Genomic DNA, 3,852 nt, shown 5'->3' with positions numbered 1-3,852 from the left:
CCGCGCCAGGCCGCAAACGCAAAACGGCCCGCGCGAGGCGGGCCGTTTTGTGGATTTGGTTGCGGGGACAGGATTTGAACCTGTGACCTTCAGGTTATGAGCCTGACGAGCTACCGGGCTGCTCCACCCCGCGTCAACTTTGACGGCGAATGCCGGCCGGGCAGCCCGGACTTTTTGGTTTGTCCGTCCTCGAGGCCTTCGGCCTTTGCGGGCGGACGGGGCGCTGCTCCACCCCGCGTCAACTTTTCAAGCAAGTCAGCGCTTTACTTAGGTACAAGTTTCGCCAAATGAAAGGGCCGCTTGCGCGGCCCGAGTTCCCGATTGGCGGGCCTGTTTGGTAAGGAGAAGATTTGGATTTTTGCGACGTGCGTTTTGCAGACCTGGCAGCGACCTACTCTCCCGCGTCTTGAGACGAAGTACCATCAGCGCTGGAGCGTTTCACGGCCGAGTTCGGAATGGGATCGGGTGCAGCCGCTCCGCCATAACCACCAGGTCGGCAAAGCGCACGTTGCTCGAGAAGCTTTTTGAGCGAATAGCCAATAGTGAGTAGCGAATAGGGAACCCTATTTTCTGCTCTCTCTGAGCTGTTCGCTGGTCTTATGTGTGCCTTTACCGTTCTTTTGGTCTTGGCGCCTTTCGAAGCGAAGCTTCGCAAGGTCGACCGACCGTCGGCGCCGATGCGCCGCACCCACGTAGCGCCGCCCGCAGGGCGGAACAAGCGTGAGTGAGAACAGACCATCTCGGCGCAATCCGAAGGATTGCGCTGGCGATGGGCATAAGGAATGAGAACGATCAAGCCGATCGAACTATTAGTACCGGTAAGCTTCAAGCGTTGCCGCTCTTCCACACCCGGCCTATCAACGTGGTCGTCTTCCACGGTTCTCAGGGAATACTCGTTTTAAGGTGGGTTTCCCGCTTAGATGCCTTCAGCGGTTATCCCGTCCGGATATAGCTACCCTGCTATGCGGCTGGCGCCACAACAGGTCCACCAGAGATCCGTCCATCCCGGTCCTCTCGTACTAGGGACAGATCCTTTCAATATTCCTACACCCACGGCAGATAGGGACCGAACTGTCTCACGACGTTCTGAACCCAACTCACGTACCGCTTTAAATGGCGAACAGCCATACCCTTGGGACCTGCTCCAGCCCCAGGATGCGATGAGTCGACATCGAGGTGCCAAACAACCCCGTCGATATGGACTCTTGGGGGTCATCAGCCTGTTATCCCCGGCGTACCTTTTATCCGTTGAGCGATGGCCCTTCCACGCGGGACCACCGGATCACTATGACCGACTTTCGTCTCTGCTCGACTTGTCAGTCTCGCAGTCAGGCAGGCTTATGCCATTGCACTCAGCGAACGATTTCCGACCGTTCTGAGCCCACCATCGCGCGCCTCCGTTACTCTTTAGGAGGCGACCGCCCCAGTCAAACTACCCACCATACATTGTCCCGGACCCGGATAACGGGCCGCGGTTAGACATCCATAGTGATAAGGGTGGTATTTCAAGGGTGGCTCCACCTGAGCTGGCGCCCAGGTTTCAAAGCCTACCACCTATCCTACACATGCCACTACGAATGCCAATGTAAAGCTATAGTAAAGGTGCACGGGGTCTTTCCGTCTAACCGCAGGAACCCCGCATCTTCACGGGGAATTCAATTTCACTGAGTCTATGCTGGAGACAGCGGGGAAGTCGTTACGCCATTCGTGCAGGTCGGAACTTACCCGACAAGGAATTTCGCTACCTTAGGACCGTTATAGTTACGGCCGCCGTTTACTGGGGCTTCGATTCAGAGCTTGCACCCCTCCTCTTAACCTTCCAGCACCGGGCAGGCGTCAGACCCTATACGTCGTCTTGCGACTTCGCAGAGCCCTGTGTTTTTGATAAACAGTCGCTACCCCCTGGTCTGTGCCACCCTCCTCCACTTGCGTGGAAAGGGTCACGCTTCTTCCGAAGTTACGCGTGCAATTTGCCGAGTTCCTTCAGCATAGTTCTCTCAAGCGCCTTGGTATACTCTACCAGTCCACCAGTGTCGGTTTCGGGTACGGTCTATAAGGAGGAGCTATTTCCTGGAACCACGCAGCAGCCCGTTCAATCCGATAAGATTGGACTACCTCAATGATCCGTCACTTCCTCCAGGCCCACGAATATTAACGTGGTTCCCATCGTCTACGCATTTCTGCCTCGACTTAGGGGCCGGCTAACCCTGCTCAGATTAGCTTTAAGCAGGAACCCTTGGACTTTCGGCGGGGGAGTCTCTCACTCCCCTTACGTTACTCATGTCAGCATTCGCACTTCTGATACCTCCACCACCCCTCACGGGTATGGCTTCATCAGCTTACAGAACGCTCCGCTACCGCTCGTGATTGCTCACGAACCCTAAGCTTCGGTGTATGGCTTGAGCCCCGTTACATTTTCGGCGCAAAGACCCTTATTTAGACCAGTGAGCTGTTACGCTTTCTTTAAATGATGGCTGCTTCTAAGCCAACATCCTGGTTGTTTTGGGATCCTCACATCCTTTCCCACTTAGCCATAACTTGGGGACCTTAGCTGTAGGTCAGGGTTGTTTCCCTTTTCACGACGGACGTTAGCACCCGCCGTGTGTCTGCCGACTAGTACTCCCAGGTATTCGGAGTTTGGTTAGGTTTGGTAATCCGGTGAGGACCCCTAGCCCATCCAGTGCTCTACCCCCTGGGGTATTCGGTCGACGCTCTACCTAAATAGATTTCGCGGAGAACCAGCTATTTCCGAGTTTGATTGGCCTTTCACCCCTAGCCACAAGTCATCCCGAACTATTGCAACAGTTATGGGTTCGGTCCTCCAGTAAGTGTTACCTTACCTTCAACCTGCTCATGGCTAGATCACTCGGTTTCGGGTCTAATGCGACGAACTGAACGCCCTGTTCAGACTCGCTTTCGCTGCGCCTACACCTAGCGGTTTAAGCTTGCTCGTCACACTAAGTCGCTGACCCATTATACAAAAGGTACGTGGTCACCCAGGACGAACCTTGGACTCCCACTGTTTGTAGGCAATCGGTTTCAGGTACTCTTTCACTCCCCTTGTCGGGGTGCTTTTCACCTTTCCCTCACGGTACTAGTTCGCTATCGGTCATGCACGAGTACTTAGGCTTGGAGGGTGGTCCCCCCAATTTCAGACAGGATTTCACGTGTCCCGCCTTACTCGAGGACGATGATTTGCATTACGCGTACGGGGCTGTCACCCACTATGGCCCTACTTTCCAGAAGGTTCCGCTTGTCTCATCATCGCCACTGGCCTGGTCCGGGTTCGCTCGCCACTACTGCCGGAGTCTCGGTTGATGTCCTTTCCTACGGGTACTTAGATGTTTCAGTTCCCCGCGTTCGCCACTTTATCCCTATGTATTCAGGATAAGTTACCTATTACAGATCCTTGGAAACCACAGCAGCAAGTTGGCCTTGTCGACCACTGGCTGCTCTGATTTTCCAAGCACCTTAGGTGGGTTTCCCCATTCGGAAATCTACGGATCAAAGGGTATTCGCACCTCCCCGTAGCTTATCGCAGCGTATCACGTCCTTCATCGCCTGTGCATGCCAAGGCATCCACCAATTGCCCTTAAGACACTTGATCGTTCTCATTGCCAATACCCACCGCGCGATCTCGAAGAGATCGTCGCCCAGCGCGATCTCGAAGAGATCGTCGCTTCAACCAAATCCTGTGCAGGACTTGGCTTGCGTGACAACCCTACGGGTTGCACGGAGTCATTGGCACAAAAAGACCAGCTTCTCGAGATCGGTTCGAGGGTGCGGTTAGGCAAACCCATCATATGCGGGAGATTGAGCGTCTCCCGCGACAAATCACACCCCTTTTTCGGG

At 54.8% G+C, this 3,852-nt stretch carries 1 tRNA gene and 2 rRNA genes; all 3 read right to left on the bottom strand.

The window, feature by feature from the left end:
- Positions 1–56: 56 nt before the first annotated feature.
- Positions 57–133: transfer RNA gene (locus AC0L14_RS34555), tRNA-Met, on the bottom strand.
- 245 nt (positions 134–378) lie between these two features.
- A 5S ribosomal RNA gene (gene rrf, locus AC0L14_RS34550) occupies positions 379–493 on the bottom strand.
- 295 nt (positions 494–788) lie between these two features.
- Positions 789–3,607: ribosomal RNA gene (locus AC0L14_RS34545) — 23S ribosomal RNA — on the bottom strand.
- Between the last annotated feature and the right edge of the window lie 245 nt (positions 3,608–3,852).

The sequence above is a fragment of the Mesorhizobium sp. WSM4841 genome, from assembly GCF_055811515.1.
The sequence above is the reverse complement of the archived record's forward strand: the minus strand, read 5'-3'. Positions and strand labels throughout refer to the sequence as shown.